The sequence below is a fragment of the Streptomyces sp. NPDC091682 genome (assembly GCF_044756625.1).
Classification (GTDB): domain Bacteria; phylum Actinomycetota; class Actinomycetes; order Streptomycetales; family Streptomycetaceae; genus Streptomyces.
This window is the reverse complement of record NZ_JBIVTH010000014.1, coordinates 188,612-213,120: the sequence shown is the minus strand read 5'-3', so window position 1 is coordinate 213,120 and position 24,509 is coordinate 188,612. Positions and strand designations below refer to the sequence as shown.

Annotated in this window: 13 protein-coding genes and 1 pseudogene; 12 read left to right on the top strand and 2 right to left on the bottom strand. The window is 68.9% G+C overall.

Annotation, left to right across the window (positions count from 1 at the left end; translation table 11 throughout):
* Window positions 1–184 precede the first annotated feature (184 nt).
* From ACIQK6_RS29710 to ACIQK6_RS29700, 3 genes are all read left to right on the top strand, one after another.
* A complete protein-coding gene (locus ACIQK6_RS29710) occupies window positions 185–2,002 on the top strand; it encodes an ABC transporter ATP-binding protein (protein WP_329104312.1) in 1,818 nt (605 codons plus the stop codon).
* Window positions 1,999–3,738 carry an ABC transporter ATP-binding protein gene (locus ACIQK6_RS29705; RefSeq protein WP_329104314.1) on the top strand — a complete coding sequence of 580 codons (1,740 nt, stop codon included), beginning with the start codon at window positions 1,999–2,001 and terminating at the stop codon, window positions 3,736–3,738. The genes ACIQK6_RS29710 and ACIQK6_RS29705 overlap by 4 nt, the downstream gene beginning before the upstream one ends.
* A 209-nt stretch (window positions 3,739–3,947) precedes the next feature.
* A complete protein-coding gene (locus ACIQK6_RS29700) occupies window positions 3,948–4,592 on the top strand; it encodes a ScbR family autoregulator-binding transcription factor (RefSeq protein ID WP_329104316.1) in 645 nt (214 codons plus the stop codon).
* 458 nt (window positions 4,593–5,050) lie between these two features.
* Here the strand turns inward: ACIQK6_RS29700 and ACIQK6_RS29695 are convergent, their stop codons facing one another.
* Complete coding sequence (locus tag ACIQK6_RS29695) at window positions 5,051–5,704, bottom strand: hypothetical protein (RefSeq protein ID WP_402695753.1); 654 nt, start codon at window positions 5,702–5,704, stop codon at window positions 5,051–5,053.
* Entirely contained in the window at window positions 5,701–6,348 is a 648-nt protein-coding gene (locus ACIQK6_RS29690) for a hypothetical protein (RefSeq protein WP_329104319.1), read from the bottom strand. Before ACIQK6_RS29690 ends, ACIQK6_RS29695 begins: the two co-directional genes overlap by 4 nt.
* Before the next feature lie 33 nt (window positions 6,349–6,381).
* On the opposite strand from ACIQK6_RS29690, the gene ACIQK6_RS29685 reads away from it, so the two are divergent.
* The 9 genes and pseudogenes from ACIQK6_RS29685 to ACIQK6_RS29645 all read left to right on the top strand — a co-directional run bounded on the left by ACIQK6_RS29685 (window position 6,382) and on the right by ACIQK6_RS29645 (window position 24,499).
* On the top strand, window positions 6,382–6,507 hold the full coding sequence (locus ACIQK6_RS29685) for a hypothetical protein (protein WP_267883928.1): 126 nt from the start codon (window positions 6,382–6,384) through the stop codon (window positions 6,505–6,507).
* A gap of 2,512 nt (window positions 6,508–9,019) precedes the next feature.
* Window positions 9,020–19,591, top strand: coding sequence for a LamG-like jellyroll fold domain-containing protein (locus tag ACIQK6_RS29680; RefSeq protein WP_402695751.1), 10,572 nt, complete (start codon window positions 9,020–9,022; stop codon window positions 19,589–19,591).
* 35 nt (window positions 19,592–19,626) lie between these two features.
* Window positions 19,627–20,163 carry an SMI1/KNR4 family protein gene (locus tag ACIQK6_RS29675; protein ID WP_390426829.1) on the top strand — a complete coding sequence of 179 codons (537 nt, stop codon included), beginning with the start codon at window positions 19,627–19,629 and terminating at the stop codon, window positions 20,161–20,163.
* A gap of 87 nt (window positions 20,164–20,250) precedes the next feature.
* Window positions 20,251–20,541, top strand: a complete 291-nt coding sequence (locus ACIQK6_RS29670) for a hypothetical protein (protein WP_402695750.1) — start codon at window positions 20,251–20,253, stop codon at window positions 20,539–20,541.
* A gap of 219 nt (window positions 20,542–20,760) precedes the next feature.
* Window positions 20,761–21,298 (top strand): annotated as a pseudogene (locus ACIQK6_RS29665) (DUF5655 domain-containing protein).
* Window positions 21,299–21,544: 246 nt separating this feature from the next.
* Complete coding sequence (locus ACIQK6_RS29660) at window positions 21,545–22,393, top strand: HipA family kinase (RefSeq protein ID WP_402695749.1); 849 nt, start codon at window positions 21,545–21,547, stop codon at window positions 22,391–22,393.
* A complete protein-coding gene (locus ACIQK6_RS29655) occupies window positions 22,390–22,773 on the top strand; it encodes a DUF3037 domain-containing protein (protein WP_329104324.1) in 384 nt (127 codons plus the stop codon). The genes ACIQK6_RS29660 and ACIQK6_RS29655 overlap by 4 nt, the downstream gene beginning before the upstream one ends.
* Window positions 22,774–22,948: 175 nt before the next feature.
* Window positions 22,949–23,710, top strand: coding sequence for a 3-oxoacyl-ACP reductase FabG (gene fabG / locus ACIQK6_RS29650; RefSeq protein WP_329104326.1), 762 nt, complete (start codon window positions 22,949–22,951; stop codon window positions 23,708–23,710).
* Window positions 23,711–23,737: 27 nt separating this feature from the next.
* Entirely contained in the window at window positions 23,738–24,499 is a 762-nt protein-coding gene (locus ACIQK6_RS29645) for an SDR family oxidoreductase (RefSeq protein ID WP_329104327.1), read from the top strand.
* Window positions 24,500–24,509 lie beyond the last annotated feature (10 nt).

The window sequence follows — 24,509 nt, the reverse complement described above, 5'->3', positions numbered from 1 at the left end:
CCTGTCGATCACCCGGTAGGCGGGGGAGCGAGCGTGAACAACGGAAACAGGTTAAACAGCCGGTTTCTTGGTAGGTTGGCGGACGCGGACGTGTGCCACGCAGGGCCGTGTCCGCGCGCCCCAACTGCTCTGGCGGACGGCCGGAGCGGAGGGGTCGAAGCCGACGGAAGGTGACGGGGACGCGATGAAATCGGAGCAGGTGCAACCGTTGGAAGCAGTGGGGCTTGGCGAGTTATTGCGCCCCGTCACGTCGAGGCTGGTCGCGGCGATCGGGCTGCAGGCCGTCGCGGCGGTGGTCGCCGTGGTGCCGTTCGCCGCGGTGGCGGAACTGGCGGGGGTGTTCCTGGTGGACGGCCCGGTCGACGAGGGCGCGGCACGGACGGTCGCCGCCGCCGCGGGCGGCGCGCTGATGCTGTGGCTGGTGCTGAACACCGCGGCGGGAGCGATCGCCCATGCCGCGGACCTGGATTTCCAGCTCTCGGTGCGACGCAGGATGGTCGACCGGCTCGGCCGGGTGCCACTGGGATGGTTCACCGATCGCGGAGCGGGCGGAATCGGGAAGGCGGTCCAGCACGACGTGGACACCATGCACCACCTGGTGGCCCACTCCTTGCTGAACCTCACCGCGAGCGTGGTCACCCCGCTCGCGACCCTGGTCTACCTCTTCGTGGTGGATTGGCGGATGGCGTTGATCCTGATGATCCCGCTGGTGATCGGAATCGGGCTGTTCATCAAGATGATGGTGAGCCTGGACGCCCAGACCGCCGCCTACGAGCAGGCCCAGGAGCGCATCGTCTCCAGGGTCATCGAGTTCGTCGAGGGCATCGCCGTCGTCAAGATGTTCGGCCAGGCCCGGCGAGCGCACCGTCAGTACGCGCAGGCCGCCGACGACTTCACCACGTTCTTCATCGCCTGGATCTCCAAGGGCTACCGGGCCACCGCGGCGTCGGCACTGATCCTCGGCCCGGTCACGATCCTGCTCACCGTGCTGGTCGGCGGCACGGCACTCGTCTCGTCCGGTTCGCTCGACCCGCTCGACCTGCTGCCGTTCGCCATCCTGGGCCTGAGCGTGGCCGCACCCCTGCAGGCGCTCGACTTCCACGGTCACGACATGGAGATGGCCGGGGCGGCCGCCAAGCGCGTGGGCGCACTGCTCGCCGCGCCGGAACTCGCGGTTTCCGATGCGCCGCAGCGGCCGGAGACCGATGGCGGTGTCCGCGTGGAGCTGTCCGGCGTCGAGTTCGCCTACGACGCGGACCGGCCGGTCCTGAGCGGCATCGACCTGGCCCTCGAACCCGGCAGCGTGACCGCCCTCGTGGGGAGCTCGGGTTCGGGCAAGACGACGCTCGCGAAGCTGCTGCCCCGGTTCTTCGACCCGACCGCGGGCACCGTCACCATCGGCGGCGTGAACCTGTGCGACATCGACCCGGACCAGCTGTACCGGCTGGTGTCGTTCGTCCTGCAGGACGTACAGCTGCTGCACGCCACCGTGCGGGACAACATCCGGCTCGCCCGTCCCGACGCGGACGATGAAGCGGTGCGTCGCGCGGCTCGCGCGGCCGCCATCGACCGGCGCATCGAGGAACTGCCGGGTGGCTACGACTCGATGGTGGGCAAGGACGTCCGCTTCTCCGGCGGCGAGGCACAGCGGATCTCCATCGCCCGGGCGATCCTCGCGGACACCCCGATCGTGGTGCTCGACGAGGCGACCGCCCATGCCGATCCGGAATCGGAGGCGCAGATCCAGGACGCGCTGTCGGAACTGGCCGTGGGGCGAACCGTGCTCGTCGTCGCGCACCGGCTGGCCTCGGTCGTCGGCGTCGACCGCATCGTGGTCCTCGAACAGGGCCGGATGGTCGAGCAGGGCACGCACCAGGAGCTGCTCGCCGCCGGCGGGCGGTACCGGCGGACTTGGAACCTGCAGGAGCAGGCCGGCGCCGAGGAGACCGACGGCCACGACGCCCACGCCGGCGCCGGCATCGCGAAGGAGGAAGCGCGATGATCCGCCGACTGTTCACCGCGCTGGGCCCGAAGCACGACCGCGCGCTGCGCAGGCTGCTGGCCCGGTTCACCGTAGCCGCCGCAATCCAAGGCGTCGCGTTCGTCATGCTCGTCCCCGCCCTGCGCGAACTGCTCGGCGACGAGCCGGAGCGGGCCTGGCCGTGGGTGATCACCCTCGCGGTGCTGTGGCTCGGCTACGCGGCGGTGAGCTACCCGGCGACACTGGCCGGTTACGGCACGGGGGCGGCCATGAGCCGCGACCTGCACCACCGGATCGGGGACAAGGTCGCCCGGCTCCCACTGGCGTGGTTCACCCCCGACCGCGTCGGCGGACTCGGGCGTCTGGCCTCGCAGCGCGTCGTCGACATCATGGGCGTGCCCGCCCACCTGCTGCACCAGTTGGTCGACACCTTCGTCACACCCGCCGTGGTGGTGCTGGCAATGTTCCTGTTCGACTGGCGACTTGCCCTGTCGATGACGGTCGCCGCGATCGCCGTGGCGCTGGTGTACCGGGTGGCGGGCCGCGGAATGGCGGCGGCAGACAAGGAGGCGGACCGCATCCACGCCGACGCGGCCGTACGGATCGTGGAGTTCGCCCGTGCCCAGCCGGTGCTCCGGGCCTTCGGCCGTACGGCGCAGGGGCACGCCGCGCTCGACGACTCGCTGGTCGCGCAGCACGCGGCCGGTCGGCGCCTGCTGCGCGCGAGCATGCCCGGTCTGGTCTGGCTCGCCTTCATCGCGCAGGCGTCGTTCGTCGTGCTGCTGGCCCTCGGAACCCGCCTGGCGCTGGGCGGATCGCTGGACGCGGCCGAGTTCATCGCGCTGCTCGTGCTGTCGGCCCGGTTCGTCGAGCCCATCATGCTCACCTCCGAGCTGGGCGGTGCGATCCGGGTGGCCGAGCACGCGCTGACCGAGATCAACGAACTGATCGACACGGAGACGCTGCCCGAACCGCGGACGTCGCGCCGGGCGGACGGCGCCGACATCGAACTCAATGACGTGCGCTTCGGCTACAACGGATCCACGGTCCTGGACGGACTGTCGATGCGGGTGCCGCAGGGCCGGATGACCGCGCTGGTGGGTCCCTCCGGCGCCGGCAAGACGACCGTGATCAGGCTGATCGCGCGGTTCTTCGACCCGGACGCCGGGGCCGTGCGGGTCGGCGGCGTGGACGTGCGCGAGATGCGGACCGAGGACCTCACCTCCCTCATCTCGGCCGTGTTCCAGGACGTCTACCTCTTCGACGGAACCATCCTGGAGAACGTACGTCTCGGCAGGCCCGACGCGACCGACGAGGAGGTCCACGCCGCGGCCCGCACTGCGCGCGTCGACCAGATCGCCGACCGGCTGCCGGGCGGCTGGGAAGCACCCGTCGGGGAGGGCGGGAGCCGGCTCTCCGGCGGTGAGCGCCAGCGCATCTCGATGGCGCGCGCACTGCTCAAGGACACCCCGATCGTGCTGTTCGACGAGGCGACCGCGGCACTGGACGCCGAGAACGAGCACGCCCTGCAAGAGGCGATGTCGGCACTGGCGCGGGACCGCACCGTACTGGTCATCACCCACCGGCTGCACACCTTGCGGGAGGCGGACCACATCATCGTGCTCGGCGACGGCCGGGTCGTGGAGGAGGGAGTCCACGACGACCTCGTCGCACGCGACGGCCGGTACGCGCACTTCTGGCGGGAACGCCGCCGTGCGCAGGGCTGGCACCTGGCGAAGTCCGCGGCGGTCCGCTGACCCGCGGCTCCTCGACCGGACACGGACGGCGCAGACGCCGGCGCCTGCGCCGCCCGTGTCCCCCGCACGTTCCCCACCCCACGGGCGCGCGTGCCCGTCGGCCCGGGCCGGCAGAACGTGTGACGTACCCATGTCGTGGGCCGATGACAGCGGTCCGGATATGTTTGAGCGATGTCAACAACAGTTGCCCCGTTGGGAGGGTCCAACGGATGAGAGAAGTTCAGCAGGAACGGGCGTTCGCGACCCGGCAGCACATCATCGAGAGCGCCGCAGCCGTGTTCGACACGGAGGGGTTCGCCGGCGCGAGCCTCGGTCGGATCGTCGAGCGGGCCGGGACGACCAGAGGTGCGCTGCACTTCCACTTCCCGGCCAAGGAAGCCCTCGCCAGGGCGGTCCTCAACGAGCACACCAGCCGGATGAGCGCCGTCGTGGAGGAGATCACCCGAAGCGACGGGTGCGCGCTCGAACAGATCGTGGCGATCTCCAAGACGACCGCGCGGATGATCGACAAGGACGTCATCGTCCGGGCCGGTACCCGGCTGCTGATGGAGCTCACCTACACCGGCGAACTGCCCGTCGCGTACCGGACGTGGATCGACGCGTGCGAGAACATGGTCCGCAAGGCCATCGAGGACGGTGACATCGTGCCGACGATCTCACCGGACGCCGTGGCATATCTCGTGATCTCCGGTCTGGCCGGGATCCAGATGGTCTCCTCGGTGCTCACCGGCCGCAGTGACCTGGACCAGCGTGTCGACGAGATGTGGGAGGTCCTGCTCCTCGGCCTCGTTCCGGCCGACCGCCGGTGGAAGGTGGCCGACCTGCTGAACTCCGCTGCCGGCGAGCGAACCTGACGCCATCTCCTGCCCCCTGCGCGCCAAATCGCCGTCCTGTAAAACAACTTAACCCGTACGAGAAAGCGCCGGCGCTCAATGAGTCTACTCACGCGGTGAATTGAGACGAGATCGGTGTGGCGGGTTCATGGAGCCATGTCAGTCGGGGCGCCTCGCGACCGAGGTCGAGAAAGCATGCTCCCCCAATCCTTTGCACGAATACGCGTCTCCCGGCCCTGGGCGAATTTAGCGCTGACGGCGACTGGAACGGGGAACGGGGAACGGGGCGGGAGCCGCTCAGCGGGTCGGATGGCCGAGGCGATCGCGGACTCCGCCTCCCTCGCGGAGCCGGGCCGCCCAGCGGCAACGTGCGCCGGACGCCTCGAAAGAGTTGGCCTCGAATCTACGTTCTATCGCTGCGGCCGTTCGCCCGCTCCGCATGGGAAGGGCCGCAGCGATCGAAGAATCGACTTGGGTCGCTAGGGCGTCTTGCCCATGGTGACGGGAAGACGGTCCGCCACCTTCGCGCCGTCAGACTGTTCCAGTGTCACGTCGATCCAACCCTTGTGACCGTCCGGAAGCGTCACGTAGTAGACGTTGCGCCCCGACGCCCGGGCATCCAGTTTTCTGACGAGCGTCCAGGAAGTGTCCTTGGCCTCGTACTTCACGGATGTCACCTTGGATTCCGGGGCGGCCGCGAACACGACGTAGGGCTCCGAGAAGCCGTCACCGGGGCCGAAGAACGTGTCGAGACGCGATCCGGGTTCCTCGACCGTCGTCTTGGCGGCGTACAGGCACGCGGTTTCGTGCATGGCAGCGCCCGAGACGGCTCCCTGGGCGAAGCAGACCTTCCCCTCGCTCGTTTCCCAGAGGTACGAGGCGGAGTTACCAACGTGCCGGGCCAGGCTGAGCCCGCTGCCCGTGGGCGCGGATCCGGACGCGCCCGCCTGGTTCGCGAGGGCCGACTCCAGCCGGGCCAGGTCGGACAGCGGTGTCGACGGACGTGTGGCCGGCGCCGAGGCCGCTGACCCTGGGTCGTCGGTCGTCCGCTCCTGGTGCGTGCCGCAGCCGGCCGAGAGGAGGACCGAGGCTGCTGCCAGGTAGAGGCCTGCCTTGGCCCGGAGCGCCGTCACCTGCATGTTCCCATCTGGCCGCATATCGTGACTTCCAGTTTGATCTGGTTCTGCGATTCACTGGAGAACTTGTGTCCCTGCCAGGTGTGCACGTCGAACGTTCCCCAACTCTGCGTCGTGGTACGGCCGTCCGCGTGAGCGTACATCGTCTGGTACTGCCGGAGGGTTCCGGACGCGTTGTGGCCGTAGTCGTAGGGGTGTTGAGGGTGAGTTCGGTCGTGCCGAGGCAGAGGGTGGTCTTCCCCGGTCCCCTCCGCGTCGTAGAGGTACGTGGAGGTACCCGTGGCGGTGGCGGCTGATTCGAGCTTGCCCTCGGGACTCCAGGTCAGCGACTGAGGGCTGCCGACGGCGTCCTTCCGGGTCACGGTGTTGCTCGAGGCGTCGCCCGCGGGGTCGTGGTCGGTCGAGGAGGTGCGGTTGCCGGTGACGTCGTAGGTGAAGGACCGGCGGTACGGCGCCGGGCCGCCGATCTGACCCGTCTGGGGTTCGGTGTTGGAGCAGCCTCCGATACCGGGCACGGACGGACCGGGCCGGGTCGACGTCGTGGCGGTGTCGGTCCACGCCCGGGTCAGTCGGGAGTTGGTGACCTTGATCGCCGTGGCGCGGGCGTGGGTGGCGGGCGCGTACGCCGCGCGCTGGCCCACCGCGGATTACGGGACAGCCCTTAGCCTGGGAAAATGCTCACAGAAGTGATCGCGACCCGTTACGTCACGCCCCTGCGTGAAGGCGGCTCGCTCCCGGGGATCGTCGAGGCCGACGACCTCGGTACCTACGTCATGAAGTTGTCTACCTGGTGGCGCTGACCTGCATCGATGCGGCGGCACGCGCCCCTGACCTGGGCGGATGAGCCTTTCAGCGTCTTTCAGGGTTGTGCTGCGTTGCGCGGTCGATTCTCCCCACGCGCTCCCCAGAGCCGTCGATACTCCCCAGATTCTCCCCAGGAGGAGCTCCTGCGGCGGGCTGTGTGGCGCGGAGGTCAGCCCATAGCAAGCACCTCCTTGAGTACGGTGAGTGACTGCCCGGCGGGGCCAGCAGAAGCCTGGCCCGCTGTCGGGGCCTCATCACAGCACCCTGCATGGGCCCCGAATCCGGCCATGAACAGCCAAATGCCGATGTGGAGGCCGTGAGCGCGGCCGCCGCGCAGCTGAAGGGGCGCTGCTCCAAACTTTGGGGCAGCGGCAGGAGACGGCTCCGCGGCCCGCCCCGGGTGGCGCGCCCGCCGGCGGCCCGCCGCCGCGCGGGGCACGCCACCCGAGCCCGGGTTGGCCTAGCTCGACACGGCCTGGCAGCGCCGCTTCACCCACGCCTGAACCTGCGCTTCTCCCACCAGCGGGCCGCGACAGGAATTTCTGCGGTATGGCACCAGCGGCGGGGTCCGCCGTCGTCGCCCTATTGGACCCGTCGCATGAATGCGGACGGCATGTCTCCAGCGGCCCTCTTCCACAGCCGTGTCTCCGCCGATCTCAGCCACCTGCTCGGGCTCAACGAGCGTGATCACCAGCGTCTCTCGCCCCCATCCGGCGGAGAACGTCCACCTCGCCAGGCGTGCTCGGGGGCAGCTGGCTACGAGGCCGGACTCCACCTACGGGGCGACGTCATCTGGCTGCGTAGCCTCCCCGCCACCCCATAACTCAGACTCAGAACAAGCCAGTGCTACGAGACTGTGGTGATCTTCAGGGATAGGTTCGGTGCCCAGGGAGCTTCAACGATCTGAGCGCGAACCAGTCTGCCCTTGTCTGTGATCACACAGATCGAGTTGCCTGCGATGATTCCGGCCTCCTCCACTGCATTCGAGTGCATGAGGATCCGTTCGAGTCCACCCGCGTTCGCGGCAGCCTCGCAGGCTTCCTTGCTGAACGGTTGGCGCTTCGAGAGGACGCCGGCGTGGCTGTCTCGCGCCGTCCCAAATTCTACCGGGGAGCAGCCGTACCAGTTCAGATCGGCTGGTGCCGTTGCGTCCTCGGCGTCGGGCTCGGCCCTGTCGACTCGGGTGACGAATGGGTACGAGTCAAAGTCGATTTGGCTGGCGTAGTCGCATGTGCTATCGCCGTTGAGGCGGAGAGGTAGCGGCTCCCCCGGGAAGGGCTTTGCTGGGTCGATGCTCGGCTCGGGGCTCTCCGCAGCCCAGCTGGGCGAGCTGACCCGGCAGCTGGATGCCGAGCGCGCCCGCTTGGAGGCCGCTGGCGTAGGAAGGCCAGGACAGCTCTCCGGTGACGGGCAGCGCCTCGATGGCCGGTGGGGCCTTCTCCTTGTCAGAGCCGGTGGGCTACGGGGTGGCGTAGATCCTTGGCATGGTGATCTCGCGGATCGTCTGCGGGTCGCTCGGCGGCTGCTGCGTCTGGGTGCTGATTACCTGTGTTCCTGTGGCGCGGGCGGCTGCGGCCAGTTCTGTGAGGGCTCGGAGCACGTCAGCGGCGATGCCTTGTTGGTGGGGTTGTCGAGCAGGAGTAGGCCGGGGAATGCGCACTCCCGGTCGAGATCCTTTGTCAAGGTGGAGGGTGGCGTAGCTGTAGGCCAGGAAGGAGAGGACCCTGGCTTCCTGTGAATGGGTGCCTTGGTGGCATTGGGTGGGCGTCAGTCGGGTCGGGCGGGTTTCCCTGCTCTCACTCCGCGGTGGTTGTGATCACGGCTGCCACCCGCCTCGCGGACGACCAGGGCGTCTTCCGCGACGCCTCGGCACACTTCCTCGTCGTCGGCACGTCCTGAGACCGCCGAACCCCCAGGACCGGCGGCGGTCCTTCGCCGACCTGCGTCGTGCAAACGCGCAGAGAGCGGTGACAGTTCCGCACGTCGCCGGGGGAGCGGCGGGACCCTGACGCTGAGTAAACTATCAGTTGCAAAAGGAAAATTGAGGAAACGTCAGATGAGGTCGGCTGAGATCCTCGGTTTGCGGCCGTCGAGCGGTTCGTGAAGAGAAAAGCGGTCGGCCGGGCTTCATTTCCACATCTTTCCCTGCGGGCGCGCCTCCTTCATGGGAGCAACTTGCGGCCGCCCCTGAACGGTTGACCTGAGAGCTCGACGAACAGCCCGGTGAGCTCGTGGGCGGCACGCACACGGCCACGGCAAACCCGTCGATCCCGCAGGGTCGGGGTGACCTTCGTCACGGGTCCGGCCGTCGTCGGCGGTGCGTTCGATGAATCCATCACGACATGAGCGTTTTGGCCGCACTCCCGGCCTGGGATCCAGTTCGTCAGTTCTCGGGCGGAGTTTGTGCGTTTCCTGTGAGCACGGATAGGACTGCCCTCACTGATCAATTCTGTGGGGGCCGCAACGGTGTGTATCACTCGTCCACTCGTCATATCCATGGCGATCACCATGACCGTGCTTGCGGGCACGGAGCAGGCAGCGCAGGCCGTCGGCCTGTGGTCTGCTTCCAGATCCGGCCCAGGCGCCGGTGACATACCCGAACAGGGCTGGGGGTCGGCCCGCGGGCGCGGCCACGCCGCCTCCGGCGACGCCACCGACGCGGACGCGTCCGGCGGCCGCACCGGCGCGCTGATGGGGCGCGGCGAACTCGCGCCGGGCTCCGGCACCACTCGGCTGAAGCTGGGCAAGGTGCCCGAGACACAGGTGCCAGCCTCCTACCACACGGTCCCGTCGCCGCACCGGGCCGCACCCAAGGGTTTCGACCCCAAGGTCAGTTCCGAGGTGACGGGAAAGCGCGCCGAGAAGGAGCGTACGTTCGCCAACAAAGACGGCACCTTCACGACCCGCTACTACAACGAGCAGGTCAACTTCCGTGACAGCAAGGGCGAGTGGAAGGAAATCGATACCGGGCTGGCGAAGGCGGCCGCGGGCGTGCGGGCCGAGGACGCTCCGGGGCCCGGCTGGCAGGCCCGGTCGACCGAGGACAAGGTCTACTTCTCCGAATTCGCCGATGCCGCCACCCTCGTACGGCTCGGTATGGACGACACCACCGCGATCGGCTACTCGATCGAGGGTGCGACCCGTTCGCAAGGCCGCGCGAACGGCAGTGTGATCACGTACCCGGACGTCCGTCACGAGACCGACGTGGAACTGGTCGCAGGAAGCGACTCCGTCAAGGAGACGCTGATCCTCAAGGACAAGAGCGCGCCGACCGAGTGGCGCTTCCCGCTGGCACTCAAGGGCCTCACGGCGAAGCTCGACGACCATGGCGGAGTCGTCTTCGACGACGCGGCGGGCCGCCGGCAGGGCTGGATGCCGGCCGGCTGGATGGAAGACTCGAAGAAGGCGCCGAACTCCGACGAGGGCGTCATCTCTTCTGGCGTCACCTACGACCTAGTGCGGGAGGGCTCCCGCCAGGTCCTGGTCGTGAAGCTGGACGGGAAGTGGCTGTCGGCTCCCGAGCGGGTCTTCCCGGTGAAGGTCGATCCCTCGGTGAACGGCCTGGAGGCGGCCTCCGGCACGTACGTCGAGTCGCCGTTCAACCAGAACTTCTCCAGCTCCACCGAGCTCAAGGTCGGAACGTACGACGGGGGCGGCCACAAGGCGGCCTCGTTCCTGAAGTTCAACGGTCTGGACACCACCCTCAAGAACGCGTTCGTGATCAACGCGAACCTGAGCCTGTATAACACGTTCTCGTACTCGTGCACCGCGCGCCCGGTGACGGTCCACGAGATCACCTCGAACTGGTCCGAGGGCAGCACCAACAGCTACCCCGGTCCGGCGACCGGCGACGCGCTGGGCTCCAAGTCCTTCGCCCACGCCTGGCGCCCGGACGGCTCGAGCAGCTGGCCCTGCGGCGCGGCGACGTGGGAGTCGATCCCGCTCGGCGACTCGGGCCGCAAGCTGGTCGACGACTGGACGCACGGCCGCAAGGCCAACTACGGCCTGGCCGTGAAGGCGGCCACGGACGACTCCAGGAGCTGGAAGAAGTTCGGCTCCGACAACTACCCGAGTGGCAAGCCCAGCCTCGACGTCACCTGGTCGAAGTACGGGGCCACGTACGAGCTGGGCGGCTTCGTCCAGCCCCCGACGGCCACCGCCGAGGGCAGTTTCAAGGTCACCGTCACCAACCAGGGGCAGCAGACCTGGGGCAAGACGAGCAACTTCACACTGCGCTACGACCTGTTCGACGCCAACGGCAACAAGGTGGGCGGCGACTACTGGAGCAAGATCCGCTGGACGCCCATGCCCTACGACGTCGCACCCGGCGGTTCGGCCACCGTCGACGCCAAGATCGCGCCACTGGCACCCGGCACGTACACGCTCCAGTGGACCATGGACGAGTATCAGGTGCGGAGCTTCGTCGACGACGGCGTCCCCGGCCCGACGGTGCGGTTCGACGCGGTCAACGCACCCCCCTACCTGACCGCTGTGGCCCCGCCGAGCGGCACGGTCGTCAACACCCTCACCCCGACGCTGTGGGCGACGGCCACCGACCAGGACAAGTCCCCCGGTGCGCTGACCTACCAGTTCGAGGTCTGCGAGGTCGAGGGCAAGGACGTCCGCAAGAACTGCCGTGGCAACACGCATGCGGCGTCCGAGAGCTGGACGGTTCCGTCGGACTGGCTGAAGTGGGCGAAGACGTACGCCTGGTACGCCTACGCGAACGACGGCAAGGACCCGTCGGCGCGGACCGAGCCGTCGATCCTGACCACGCAGGTCCCGCAGCCGGTCATCACCTCCCACCTCGGCGGTGCGGACAGCGGCCGGACGTTCGGCGAGCGGGCCGGTAACTACGCCACCGCCGCCACCGACGCCGCGGTGCCGTCGGCCGGCCCGGAGCTGGCGGTCACCCGGACGTACAACTCGCAGGACCCGCGCCAGGCGAACGCCTTCGGCGCCGGCTGGGCCACCCGCTGGGACATGCGGGCGGTCGCCGAGCCCGACGGCAGCGTCGTCGTCACCCTCAACAGCGGCAGCCAGGTCCGGTTCGGCCGCAACGCCGACGGCACCTACAGCGCGCCGGCCGGTTCCGTGGACGTACTCACCGAGGTCGCGGGCGGGGGCTGGACGCTGCGCGACGTGGCGGCCACGGTCCATACCTTCGACGCCGCGGGCCGCCTGACCAAGGTCAAGGACGGCCACGGGCGTGAGCAGCTGCTCACGTACACGGCCGGGAAGCTGACGAAGGCCACGGACGCGCTGTCGAAGCGCGCGCTGTCCTTCACGTGGTCGGGCGCGCACGTCGCGTCGGTGTCCACGGACGCAGTAGGTCCGACCACTCCGGCGCTCACCTGGTCGTACACGTACGACGGCGACCGCTTGGTGAAGGTCTGTCCCCCCACGTCGACCACCGCGTGTTCCACGTACGAGTACACGGCGGGCTCGTACTACCGGGGCCTGGTGCAGGACGCGGGCCCGGTCGGGTACTGGCGGCTGAACGAGGCCGAGGGCGAATCCGCGGCCAGCGAGGCGGTCTCCCGCACGGGCATGAACGCCGGCCACTACCGCGACGTCACCCTCGGGTCCGCGGGCGTGCTGGGCGCGACCGGCAACAAGGCGGCTTCGTTCAACGGCACCAACTCCGTCGTGGAGCTGCCGGGCACCTCCCTGTCCGCCTCGACCGTCCTCTCGGTCGAGCTGTGGTTCAAGACGGACAAGCCGGGGACGCTCGTCGGCTTCCAGGACAAGCAGCTGTCGGAAGGCCAGCCGGTCCGGTGGAACCCGGTCCTGGGCATCAACCAGGCGGGCAAGCTGCACGGCGGTTTCGAGCTCAAGGGCGTGGAGACCACCCCTGTCACCTCGCCCGCCACGGTCACCGACAACGCGTGGCACCACGCCGTCCTGACCGCCACGGGCACCGAGCAGGTCCTCTACCTCGACGGTGCGCGCCTGGGTGCCATCCCCGGTGTGGTCGACCACTTCGGCAAGACCTTCACCTACCTGGGTGCCGGCTACTCCAACCCGAGCTGGGACGGCGGCCCTGCGGGGGTACGCCGCTTCACCGGTTCCATGGACGAGGTCGCGGTCTACCACCGTGCCCTCGACGCCGGGGTGGTCAAGGCCCGTTTCGAAGCCCGTGCGGGATCGTCGAAGCTGACCAGGTCCACCCTGCCGTCGGGCCGGGTGAGCGCACTGGTCGAGTACGACGGCGACACCGGTCGCGCGACGAAGGTCACCGACGAGAGCGGCGGCCTGTGGCAGATCTCCGAGCCCCGCTACGCGGCTGGCTCTCAGGCCTACAGCGACGCCGTCCGGGCATCGGGCCCGGTCAACTACTGGCGTCTCGGTGACAGCGGCGGCGCCTCGGCGGCGGATGAGATGTCCGGCGGCGGCAACGGCTCCTACCGCGACGGTGTCGCGCTCGGCGGCGTCGGGGCGTTCCTCGACGGCGACGACGGCGCGGTCACCCTCGACGGGGCCAAGGGCGTCGTCTCCGTCCCGTCCGAGTCGATCAGCGAAGCCACTTCGCTCTCCGTGGAGCTGTGGTTCCGGACGGACAAGCCCAACGGCGTGCTCCTCGGCCTCCAGGACACCGAGCTGGGCAGCAATCCGGCGATGTGGAACGCGAGTCTCCTCGTCGACGGCGAGGGCAAGTTGCGCGGTCACCTGTGGGATGCCACCGATCCCTGGCCTGTCATGGGTGGCAACAAGGTCACCGACAACAAGTGGCACCATGTCGTGATCAGCGGCGGTTCCGCCGGGCAGTCGCTCTACCTAGACGGCGTCAAGGTCGGCTCCAGGTCCGGTGTGGTCAAGCCGCAGACCCTGGTCCACGCCTACCTGGGCGCCGGCTATTCCAGCGAGGCGTGGGACGGGCAGGCGCGTGGCACCCGGTACTTCAACGGCCAGCTCGACGAGGCCGCCTTCTACACAAAGGAACTGGACGCGCAGGCCGTCGCGGACCACTTCAAGGCCCGCAACCGCCTGGTGTCCGGCAACGGGGACCAGTACGAGGGCGTCGTGATGGCGGACGCTCCGGCTGGCTACTGGCAGCTGAACGAGGCCGGTGGCACGACCGTCGTCAACAAGGTCGCCGCAGCCGGTGCCAACGGCACCTACACCAGGGCCGCCCTGGGCGTCACCGGCGCCTTCGGTCCCGGCGACGGCTCCGCGGTGCAGTTCAACGGCGACGGTCACGCGGAGGTCCCGGGCGTCGGCATCGGCACCACTGACGTCTCCGCCAGCCTTTGGTTCCGCACCGACAAGCCCGGCGTCATGCTCGCCAACCAGTCGGCTCCCATGGCCGGAGCCACCGATGCCTCCGGCAACTGGGTCCCGGTCCTGTACGTCGGTGCCGACGGCAAGCTGCACGGGGAGTACTTCTCCTCCCCCGGGGTACAGCCCTCGAATGCCTCACCGGGCACCGTGACCGACAATCAGTGGCACCACGCGGCCATCACCGCCAAGGCCGGGGTGCAGACCCTGTACCTGGACGGCACCCAGGTCGCGACGAAGACGGGCGCGCCCGTCAGCCACGAGACGAACACCCGCACCTACATCGGCGCCGGCTTCGCCAGGAACTGGCCCTCCGCCCCGGCCAACGTCAGCTACTTCACCGGCGCGCTCGACGAGGCCTCGGTCTACCGCCACAGCCTCTCCGCCGGCGATGTTGCAGCCCAGTACGAGGCCCGTACCTCCGCGTCCGGTTCCTCGCTCACCTCGACGGTGACGGTCACCAACCCGACGGGAGAGAAGACCAACAGCACCTTCGACGCGGTCCGGGGCCAGCGCCGGGTCGCCTCGACGGACGCGGACGGCGGTGTCACGACGTACGCGTACGACAGCGGTGGCTTCCTGCATACGGTCACCGACCCCAACGGGCACGCGACCATCACCGGTCACGACGAGCGCGGCAACACCGTCTCGACCACGACCTGCCGGGACGCCGACTCCTGCTGGACCTCATTCGCCGAGTACTACAACAACCCCGCGGACAAGCTGGACCTGCGCAACGGCAAGCAGATCGCGATCCTCGACGGCCGCTCCTCCGGCCCGGCGGACACCCGCTACCGGACGACGACCTCCTACACGGACCTCGGCCTGACCGACACGGTCACCTCGGTCGACGGCCGTACCGCGACGACCACCTACACCACGGGCGCCGAGCCCGCGGTCGGCGGCGGAGCGACCCCTGCCGGCCTGGTCGCCAGGAAGAAGAGCACCGGCGGCGTCACGGCCTCCTACGCGTACTTCGCGAGTGGTGACCTGGCCAAGTCGACGGCGCCCTCCGGCGCGGTCACGACATACACCTACGACGGCATCGGCCGGAAGCTGACCGAGACGCAGGTCTCCGACGCCACCCCGGACGGTGTCACCACCTCGTACGCCTACAACACCATGTCCCGCGTCATCGCGGAGACCGGTCCGGGCGTCAAGAACGAGATCACCGGCGTCACCCACACCGCCAGGATCAGCCGCACGTACGACGCGGACGGCCACCTGCTCACCGAATCCACGGAGGACACCACCGGCGGCGACGCCACCCGCACCACTACCTACCGCTACAACGCGCGCGGCCTCAACGACAGCGTGACGGACGCAATCGGAAACGAGTCGACGTACGCGCACGACGCCTTGGGCCGGGTGATCAGTACGACGGACCCCGCAGGCAACGTCGTGACGACCTCGTACACCAAGCGCGGCCAGATCGCCGAGACCGTCCTGAAGAACTGGACCGGCGACCCCTCAGGCCAGACCCGCGACCTGGTTCTGGGATCCAAGGCGTACGACCCGGCGGGCCGCCTGGCCTCGACCACCGACGCCATGGGCGCCACGACCGCCTTCACCTACTACGACGACGGCCTGAAGGCCACGACGACGGCGAAGCAGGTCACCCAGTCCGACGGCTCGAAGAAGGACATCGTCCTCGGGTCCACGGTGTACGACGGCGCGGGCAACCCGGTGTCGGCCATCGCGAACGGTGGGGCCACCACCGTGAACACGCTCGACGCCCTGGGCCGCACCACCCGCTCGGTGTTCGACCCGAACGGCCTGAACCGGGTCGCCACCTTCGCGTACGACGCGGAGGACCGGATCACCGAGTCGACCCAGTCCGTCGACGGCACCGGCAAGAAGATCACCTCGACCACCGAGTACGACGCGGCGGGCAACCCGACGAAGCAGACCGTCACCGACGGCACCACCACCCGGGTCTCCTCGGCCACGTTCGACCAGCGGGGCCTCCCGCTCACGCAGACCAGCCCGCGCGGCATCACCAGCACGGGCCGGTTCGACGAGCTGGGCCGCCTGGTCGAGCAGACCGCGCCGCAGGTGCAGGCCGAGGAGAACGGCGGTGCGGCTACGGCCGTCACCCCCAAGTCCCTCGTCGGCTACAACACCTTCGGCGAGGCCACCGAGTCGCGTGACCCGCGCGGCCTGGTGACGAAGACCGAGACCGACAAGCTGGGCCGCACCGTCGCGCTCACGCTGCCCGACTACACCCCGCCGGGCGCGACCGCGGCCATCACGGCCGTCTCGCGCACGACGTACGACAAGGTCGGCAACACGGCCTCCACGACCGACCCGCTGGCCCGCGTCACGTACTACGGGTACGACCAGCTGAGCCAGCTGGTCAGCAAGACCGACCCGGCGATCGCCGGTGCGCAGGGCCTCCGGGCCCCGGGCACCGCGAACTTCAACGGCACCTCCACCGCCCTGTCCGGCGGCGGAATCTCCACCTACACCTGGACCCCGACCGGTCTGCCGCTCTCCGCGACCGACCAGACAGGAGCACGCACCGAGTCCACCTACGACGAACTGGGCCGCAAGCTCACCGCCACCACCATCGAGCGCAGGCCCACCCTGCAGAACCTCGTCTCCCGCTTCACCTGGGACGACGCCGGCAACCAGGTCTCCTCGACCACGCCCGCCGGGCGGGTCACCAGCGCGACCCACGACAAGGCCGGCCAGACCCTGACGGTCACCGACCCGGCCGGCGGCGTCAGCAGCGCCGTCTACGACGGCCTCGGCCGCCAGACAGAGAGCAAGGACGCGACCGGCCGCAAGACGGTCACCGCGTACGACCTCGCGGGTCAGCCGGTGTCCGTGACGGACTACGGCACGGGCACGACCGCCCTGCGGACGACCACTACCGAGTACGACGCCGACGGCAACGTCACCGCGTCGGTCTCGCCCGGCGGCGCGCGTACCACGTACACGTACAACGCGCTGGGCCAGCTCACCAAGCAGGTCGAACCGGTCACGGCCACGGCCGCGGACTCGATCACGACGACCTTCGGCTACGACGCGGCGGGCCACCGCACGCGCCTGACCGACGGCCGCGGCAAGGCCACCTACTACACGTTCAACACGTGGGGCCTGCCGGAATCGACCATCGAGCCCAGCACCGCACAGCACCCGGCCCTCTCCAGCCGCACCTGGACCAATGTCTACGATGCGGCAGCCCGGGTCACCACCGAGCTGCTTCCCGGCAGCGTCAAGCGTCAGAAGACGTACGACGCCCTGGACCGGCTCATCGGTGAGACCGGCTCCGGCACCGCCGTGGCCACCCGGCCCCGCAGCCTGTCGTACGACCTCGCCGGGCGCCTGACCGGCGTCGGTGGTGACGGCGTCCTCGCGGGCAACACGTACACCTACAACGACCGCGGCCAGCTCCTGTCCACGGACGGTCCGGGCGGCACCTCGTCCTTCGCGTACGACGCGGACGGCAAGATGACCTCCCGCACCGACGCGGCGGGCGCGACGGCCTTCACCTACGACACGGCCGGTCGCCTCGACACCACGACCGACCCGCTCACCGGCACCCAGGTGCGCAGCGACTACGACGCGGCCGGACGCCCGACCCGCGACGAGTACGCCCGCCCCGGCGCCGGCGGCACCTGGGCGGTCGGCTCGAAGCGCTCGTACACCTACGACTCCCTCGGCCGTCTCGCGGACGACAGCGTCAAGAAGACCAGTGGAGGCGCCCAGGTCCAGGGCACGGCCTACGAGTACGACCTCGACAACCGGATGGTCAAGAAGACCACCTCGGGCACGGCCGGGGCGGGCGCCAAGACGTACGCCTACGACCTCGCCGGACGCATGACCTCCGAAACCAGCGGGGGCACCACCACCGGCTACGAGTGGGACAAGGCCGGAAACCTCACCAAGAAGGGAGACATCACCGGCACCTACGACTCCCGCAACCGGGTCACGGTCTGGGGCACCCAGACCTTCGACTACTCCGCACGCGGAAACGTCCAGGGGGTCACCGACGGCGGCACCACCCGCACGATCAAGTCCGACGCCTTCGAACGCACCGTCACCAACGGCACCAGCACCTTCACCTACGACTCGCTCGACCGCGTCATGACCCACAACGGCACCGCCTTCGGCTACGACGGCGGCTCCAACAACCTGGTGAGCGACGGCACGTCCACCTACAGCCGCACCCCCGGCGGCACGCTGCTCGCCAGCGCCGCCACCGGGACCCCGGACTCGGCCCGGCTGGCCGTCACCGACGGCCACACGGACCTGGTCGCCAGCCTGTCCCCGGACGGCACCACGGTCAGCTCCTCCCGCGCCTACGACGCCTCCGGCAAGGTCACCGCGAGCAGCGGCGCCAACCCGTCGGTCGGCTACCAGTCCGGCTGGACGGACTCGTCCACCGGCGAGGTCAACATGGCCGCCCGCTGGTACCAGCCCGGCACCGGCGGCTTCACCAGCCGCGACACCTGGCAGCTCGACCCGAACCCGTCCGTCCAGGCCAACCGCTACACCTACGCCAACGCCAGCCCGATGAACGGGATCGACCCGACGGGCCACCTGGTCTGGGACTGCTTCGACCCGCGTCGCGTGAATAGCAAGATGTGGTGGCTGAAGCGGGCTGCCGGCCCGGCCGCGTGCACCTTCTGGGAGGCCTTCATCGCGGAGGAGAACAGCATCGGAGAAAGGGACCTCTGCCCCGGCGTGACGAACTGCCCGGTCAAGCCGGACCCACAGCCCCAGCAGCGTCGTACTGACTGCATGCTCATTCCCTGGCAGGCCAAGTGCAAGGGCGGCGGTGGATCCACGTCGTCTCCCGCACCCAGTCGCGGCAACTCCGGCAGTAACTATTCGGGCGGCGGCCACAACTATTCGGGCGGCGGGCGAAGCCGCGGTAACACGGCCACGCTGACCCGTCCCAAGCGCCCGACGGCACCTCCGAGGCCGCCGGCCCCACCGCAGAACCCCTACGCCGGCAAGAACCCGCCGCCGGCTCCTAAGCACATCCCCAAGCCGGACTGGAACCCGACCACGGCCGTCTGGACCGCCACCAAGGCCGTCGACATGGCCGTCAGCGGAGCCAACCTCCTCGCCATGCTGGCGGGCGGCGCCGACACGGTACTCAACCCGGACCAGGTCCTGGACACCCAGGACGCTCCTGGCGCGGATCCGGGGTCAGGCGGCAGTGACGACGGGGCGCAGGACTGCAGGCGTGGAGGCAAGGGTTGGGTCGATCCCAGTCCTGTCGACAGCAAGAACGGGAATCGAGCCACCGGGGTGGAGGCATGCCTCGACCTCTCCTATGTAACCGCCAACCCCGGCACCCCCCCCGAGACTCGTGCCGGAATCAAGCCACCTGGGTATGACTGGGCCCGGTCCTACGTCGGATATCTGGGAGGTCGGCCCCGCGACGTCAACGCCTGCCATCTCCTCGGCGCCCAGCTGAGCGGATCGGGGACCGACCTGGCCAACCTTGCGACCTGTGGAACTGACGCGAACTCCTACGTAGGCAAGCCCCAGTCGCCGATTCCTCCCATGGACAGCATGCTGAACTTCGAGGACACAGTCCGGTCCCTCATTGATTCAAAGCATGTTGTGCGGTACAAGGTGACACCGGTCTACAAAGACGGCCGAACTGTGCCCTACGAATTCCGCATGTCCTACACGGCATGGGACAGCAAGGGACGCTACGTGGGCTCTGATGCCACAGCAGTATCCAACCTGATTTACACCGCTGGCCGGGGTTGGAAGAATCTGGGCACCGCGATCGACAGCCGAACCGGTGGAGACGTGCCCCTCCCGGGGCAGCCATGAGATGGCCTTCCACTACCACGCGAAGGAAAACTGATATGCCTCACCGCGCTGTCGCGCGCCTGCGTGAAGTTCTCCCGCCGCCCGTCTCCGGCGGCGACTCGATCGACTGGCAGGAAATTGAGCGGACGGCAGGTCTGACGTTTCCTGTCGATTACCGCGAGTTCGTCGAGTCGTACGGAGGTGGAGAGATCGACGAGTACCTGTCCATCAGTACGCCGCCCGTCCCCGGGTCGGCGTACGGAGACCTCCTGGACAGAAGAGATTCCGTCCTCTCGCCCCCGGACCGTGAACATCTCATTGCGCTCTTGCCAGGAAGTGAGCTGCCGTCACTGCTGCCCTTCGCGGACTCGGCGAGCAGCGATGTGGCATTCTGGCTGTGCGAGGGCGCTCCCGACGACTGGCGCGTGGCCATCTTTCGGAGGCAGACGCCGTACGGGATGAACCGCTGGACCGTGTTCGATGGCGGAATGGCGTCGTTCTGCGTGGCGGTCCTGACTGGCAAGGTGAACCCGTTCAGCGAACGGCTTTCAGCGGGGGATCGGCACGAGTTCCTGACTTGGCGTCGGGTGTAAGGCCAGGTCACAGTGACAGGTTCCATCCCTTCCCTGAGGGGCTGTGAGACCTGATCCACTGGGGTAGTGGCGTGACAGAGTCCCTGGATGTCGGCGGTGACGATTGCGTTGCACACCACCGACAGCCCGGGGGCTCTGTTGCTTCCGTCTCACTACAGTAAGAGCGGCTGGGGCATGCTCAACCTGAGCGGAGGTGTCGTCGCAGCCGGCAAGGAGTGGACGGACGATGGCTCGGTCCACGAAGTGCACTCCTTGAAGCGGCGAGCCGTCAAGGTCACGCGTCCCGTGCCGATACCGCCGGCGTTCGTGCACACACTGCGAAACCACATCGATCGCTTCGGCATTGCGCCAGGAGCTTTTCGCCAAAAGGCCCTATGAGCTCCGGCGCGCCGGGATTTCGTTCGCCTCCCGCATGGGAAGGGTCGTGCGCTCCAAGAAGGCGCCTGACCCGGGGGCAGCGGAGAGCCGCCCCTCCAACCGGAATGACGTTCGGCTGGAGGGCGGCTTTTCGCTGTGGGTCCCCCTTGGAGTTCTGCCTCCGCTGTACCGCGGCCGACGGTGTTTGGGCGCGACTGGTGATCGCAGCCGCGGGGAAATATGTGCGCAGTGCTTTACGTCGGGTGCGTCTGCAGGGGAGGGGAGGTGACGGCGCACGGGGATGCGCGTGAGCTCGCGCCGACGCTTGCAGAGGCTGAGGCGGACGTGCAGCGTCTTGTCGAGGCGAACATGGAGGCGCTGTTGGGGGTCCGGTTCCTGGCGTCCGAGTACGACACGGGCCCGGTTCATGCCGGCCGAATCGATTCGCTGGGACTCGACGCGAACGGGACTCCCCTGGCGAAAGCGGCGGACGAGATCCTGCTCGGTCTCGGCGACGGAATCACGAAGGTCCAGCGTAAGCAGTACAGCGCGTACCGCCGGCTGCAGAACTTTTGCGAGTCTCTGCCCGCCGCAGCGGACGAAAGTCCACGTGTGTCTCTCGCTCGACCCGGCCGAGGTTGACCTCGTGCCTGACTTCACCAGGAACGTTGCGGGCCTGAGGCATCACGGAACGGGCGACCTGGAGGTGCGGCTGCGTACCGAACGGGACTTGGAGCGTGCCCATGACCTGTTCCGTGCAAGCTATGCGGCGGCGTGAGCGGCTAAGCGGCTCGGGCGCTCCTCGCCGGCGATCACTCTCGGTTACTATGCTTACTTCATGCCGGAAGCTGGCAGCAAGGGGCGTGGCGCCATCGATGGTCTGTTTGGGGGAGCGGGGATGAATGGCCCGCCGGCCGAAGCTCCCCAGATTCTCCCCAGCGCGGTTGACCGGTGAACTGCGCCTCCACACTCCGGATGAGTTGTCCGTGGATTGCAAGGTTGAAGAGATGGATGGCCTGCGAAAGTGTTGCAAGAGGTCGTAGCGACCCGCTATGTCACACCCCTGCGTGAGGGTGGCTCGCTCCCCGGGATCGTCGAGGCCGACGATTTCGGCACGTACGTCATGAAGTTCACCGGAGCCGGCCAGGGTCGCAAGACCCTGGTCGCCGAGGTCATCTGCGGCCGCCTGGCCCAGCGGCTGGGCCTCAGGGTCCCACGGCTGGTGCAGATGCAGCTCGACCCCGTGATCGGGCTCGGCGAGCCCGATCAGGAGGTCCAGGAGCTGCTCAAGGCCAGTGGCGGGCTCAACCTCGGCATGGACTACCTGCCCGGATCGATCGGCTTCGACCCGCTCGCGTACCAGGTCGACCCGGTCGAGGCGGGGCGCGTGGTTTGGTTCGACGCCCTCATCAACAACGTCGACCGCTCCTGGCGCAACCCGAACATGCTGGTCTGGCACGGGGACCTCTGGCTCATCGACCACGGCGCGACCATGATCTGGCACCACAACTGGCCCACCGCCGCGGCCGCGGCCGCCAAGCTCTACAACGCCTCCGATCACGTACTGGCCCCCGTGGGCCCGGACGTCGCCGCCGCGGCCGCCGCGCTGGCGCCGCTGGTGACCGAGGAGCTGCTCACGGAGGTCGCGGCCGACGTTCCCGACGAGTGGCTGGTCGACGAGCCGGGCTTCGACTCCACCGATGCGCTGCGCCGCGCCTATGTGGAGGCGTTGCTTCCGCGCGCGGCCACGATCCACGAGAGGATCTCGCTGGAGGCCGAGGTGAAGACGCCTGCCGGACCTCCCGGCTGGCTCACCGACCACCTGCCGGAATGGCCCCACAAGACCCACCAGAAGAAGAGCGGCAGCAAGTGACCAAGCGGGACGTGTTCGAGTACGCGCTGGTGCGCGTGGTGCCCCGGATGGAACGGGGCGAGTGCTTCAACGCGGGCGTGATCGTCTACTGCCGGGCGCACACGTACGTGGCCGCCCGCACCCACCTCGACGAGGCGAAGCTCCTCGCGCTGGACCCCGGGGCCGATGTGGCCGGGGTACGGGCGGCCCTGCGCGGGGTAGAGGGCGTGTGCAGCGGCGGGGCCGAGGCGGGGCAGGCGGCGGGCGACGACGCTGGGCGGCGGTTCCGCTGGCTCATCGCCCCGCGGAGCACCGTGGTGCAGCCGGGTCCGGTGCACACCGGCCTGACGGCCGATCCGGGGGCAGAGGTGGAGCGGCTGTTGGACCTGCTGGTCCGCTGAGGGTCGCGGCGGTGCTTCGGGGTCCTTTTCCGGAGCACCGTGCCCGGACCGTCGACGCGGCCGGACCGGGTGGCGTTGACACCGGGTGCCGGGGCTCCTAGCGTCTCCTCAGCTGAAGCTACTAAGCGGTTGCTCATTTCTGGGTGACCGTCTCTCAAGGGCGAGGAGATCCAGCATGTCCACCACCGAGCAGCGCGTCGCGATCGTGACCGGGGCGGCCCGGGGCATCGGCGCGGCCACCGCCGTACGCCTGGCGGCCGAGGGCCGGGCCGTTGCCGTACTCGACCTCGACGAGGCGGCCTGCAAGGACACCGTGGAGGCCATCAAGGCGGCCGGCGGCAAGGCCCTCGCGGTCGGCTGCGACGTTTCCGACGGCGCGCAGGTGGAGGCGGCCGTCGCGCGCGTCGCGAGCGAGCTCGGCGCCCCGACCATCCTGGTCAACAACGCGGGCGTGCTGCGCGACAACCTGCTGTTCAAGATGACCGAGACCGACTGGGACACGGTCATGAACGTGCACCTGCGCGGTGCCTTCCTGATGTCCAAGGCCTGTCAGAAGCACATGGTGGAGGCCAAGTTCGGCCGCATCGTGAACCTCTCCAGCAGCTCGGCGCTCGGCAACCGCGGCCAGGTCAACTACTCCGCCGCCAAGGCCGGCCTGCAGGGCTTCACCAAGACCCTGGCCATCGAGCTCGGCAAGTTCGGCGTCACCGCCAACGCCGTCGCCCCCGGCTTCATCGTCACCGAGATGACCGCCCAGACGGCCGCCCGCGTCGGGATGGGGTTCGAGGACTTCCAGGCGGCCGCCGCCACCCAGATCCCGGTCCAGCGCGTCGGTCGTCCGGACGACATCGCCAACGCCATCGCCTTCTTCACTGGGGAGGCCGCGGGCTTCGTCTCCGGCCAGGTCATGTACGTGGCCGGCGGCCCGCTCAGCTGACGGTTCCACGAGAGACAGGGCGCAGACATGACGTACAGCGGTATCGACAGCGGCAAGGTCGCGCTGATCACCGGGGCGAGCCGGGGCATCGGCTACGGCATCGCCGAGGCACTGGTCGCCCGCGGCGACCGGCTCTGCATCACCGGCCGCAACGAGGAGGCCCTCAAGGAGGCCGTCGAGCGGCTCGGTGCGGACCGGGTGATCGGCGTCGCGGGCAAGGCGCACGACGAGGCCCACCAGGCCGTCGCCGTCGAGCGCGCGATGGACGCCTTCGGGCGCGTCGACTTCCTGGTGAACAATGCGGGCACCAATCCCGTCTTCGGGCCGATCGCGGACCTGGACCTCGGGGTCGCGCGGAAGGTCTTCGAGACCAATGTGATCTCGGCGCTGGGCTTCGCCCAGCGGACCTGGCACGCCTGGCAGAAGGACAACGGCGGCGCGATCGTGAACATCGCGTCCATCGCCGGGGTCTCCGCCTCGCCCTTCATCGGCTCGTACGGGATGAGCAAGGCCGCCATGATCAACCTCACGCTCCAGCTCGCGCACGAGATGGCGCCCGGGGTCCGGGTGAACGCGATCGCCCCCGCGGTGGTCAAGACGAAGTTCGCGCAGGCGCTCTACGAGGGTCGGGAGCAGGAGGCCGCGGCTGCCTATCCGCTCGGCCGGCTCGGGGTCCCGGAGGACATCGGCGGGGCGGCGGCGTTCCTGACATCTGCACAAGCGGAATGGATCACCGGGCAAACTCTCGTCGTCGACGGTGGGATGTTCCTCAATGCCGGGGTCCACTGACCGATAATCG